The sequence below is a fragment of the Moorena sp. SIO3B2 genome (assembly GCF_010692525.1).
GTDB lineage: Bacteria > Cyanobacteriota > Cyanobacteriia > Cyanobacteriales > Coleofasciculaceae > Moorena > Moorena producens.
In genome coordinates this window covers 1-1,944 of sequence record NZ_JAAHHE010000748.1, presented here as the reverse complement: position 1 = coordinate 1,944, position 1,944 = coordinate 1, and the positions used below count along the sequence as shown (strand labels likewise).

The following is a 1,944-nucleotide window of genomic DNA, read 5'->3' as shown; positions in this document are numbered from 1 at the left end:
CATTCCTGACCACGCTTTTTATTAATGTGCCTCTAGTGCAGTTATCTGGAGCTTACACCCCCATTGAAGCCATGCCTCCTTTGTTTCAAGGATTGACCCTTCTAGATCCACTGCGCTATTACATCTTTATTCTGCGTAGTGTTCTACTAAAAGGAATTGGGTTTGATCTGTTGTGGCAACCCTTACTTTTACTGGTGATAGTAGCCGTAGGATTGTTTATCCTATGCTTGTATATTTTTAAGTGGCAAAAGTATCATAATTAACCTGAATTCGGGAGAACTTAACCTGTGATTAAGAGTAGAGGTTAGGCACTTTCTAGCATAGATTTGGGCTTAGATGAACGTTTCCCTCTCCGCAAAATTAGCTGATTTAAGGCATTGATCGTTTTAAACCAACGGGAATGGCTGTGCAAAATATTACGGTAGGGGATAGTGGTTTCTGATATCATATCCACTAAAGAGGAAGCCCAAAACTTGGGAAACCAGCGATGGAGTGTGCGATCAACAATGTGCTTCAGCAACATTAGACTTACTAGAAAAGCATGTAAAGGAAACAGGCTATGGCTTATTTGCTCTAGGGCGATCATATCGGGGCGACGGCGTTGGCTATATTTAGGGATAGCTTGGGTTAAGTTATCATCATATTCATCTAGCAGTTGGTTAAACACTAGACCATCTTCGAGAGCCGCACTGCATCCCTGGCCGATAATGGCTGAAACGCCGTGAGCGGCATCTCCCACTAGCAAAACACTATTGCCAAAGTGGTAGCGACTACACCTCACCGTTGTTGTTTCAAAGAAAGGCTTCTGGGCAAAAGCATCGACTTCTTCGGGTGATATCAACTGACTGAAATCCCCCATATACTTTCTGAAGAAGGTTAAAACCTCTGAAGCCGATGAGATATTAGCTAAAGGATTATACCCTCGAGTAAAGCCAACTAAAGTACTATAAGTTCCATCAGGTTTGGGTCCACACGCAAGAAATCCTGCGGCTCCTAAATAATAAATATGAACATTATCCCTATTTAACGTCAACTCAGGGTGATTCTCAGGACAGCGGACTGTTAAGACTTTAATCTCAATCGGACTTTTGCGGAGCTTGACTTCAAGACCGGTTTTATGGTGTAGTATATTTCTGACTTTAGACCGTACCCCATCAGCCCCAATCAAAAGATCGTAGGCGCATGGTTGATAGCCTGAAGCTGACTGAAAAACAGCCGATTTTGCTTTTAGATCGACAGATATACATTCGTGTTTGAAGTGTATCTTTAGGCGACTAGCATCATAGCGTTTGGTCAAGGTTTCTAAAAGAAGATTGGTGAGGACATTGCGCTCGATCATGAGTCGAGGTTGTTTTCGAGAAATAGATTGAACGACTCCACGGGAATTATGGATTTCTTGTCCCAAAGCCATGGTTCCCCGTTCTATTGCCAAGGATTCTAAACCAAGTTCACGAAGGGCGGCTCGTCCTCGAAACCCTAACGAAATAATGTAGGAGCGAGCAGTTGACACAGGATTAAGTCTTGGATCAGGGCATTTGTCATATAGCTCGACGCAATATTTACTGTCACGTCGCAACAAATAGTGAGCCATTAATAGTCCGCAGGGTCCAGCACCAACAATGATTACAGTTTTCATAAAGTCCATTTTATAAAATTTTTTTCTTACTATTCATCCATCATGATAGTTACTTAAATTTCCAGGTTATACATTGATATTCGTCACACAAAACTATTTATTTTTATGCTATACATAACTTTTAATTATAATTAAAAGTTATGTGATGTGGAAGCTGTTTTTAAACAAGGGCTTCCACATCAGCTTAACGAGGGAGTCTCAAAAAGTTAGGGAGCTTTCTAAGAGACTAATAGCGCGGTTTACTAGATTAGAATACTGTAACTCTCCAGAGAAAATTCGGGTCATGGTAGCAATAGCGGAAGGTCGTT

General features: G+C 41.4%; 2 protein-coding genes. One reads left to right on the top strand and one right to left on the bottom strand.

The window, feature by feature from the left end; all coding sequences use genetic code 11:
- A partial coding sequence (locus F6K38_RS44695) for an ABC transporter permease (protein WP_502709659.1) occupies positions 1-263 on the top strand: 263 nt, incomplete at its 5' end.
- A gap of 41 nt (positions 264-304) precedes the next feature.
- On the opposite strand, the gene F6K38_RS44690 is transcribed toward F6K38_RS44695, so the two are convergent.
- The gene (locus tag F6K38_RS44690; RefSeq protein WP_287360501.1) at positions 305-1,636 is read right to left on the bottom strand and encodes an FAD-dependent oxidoreductase; all 1,332 of its coding nucleotides are present in this window, start codon (positions 1,634-1,636) and stop codon (positions 305-307) included.
- Between the last annotated feature and the right edge of the window lie 308 nt (positions 1,637-1,944).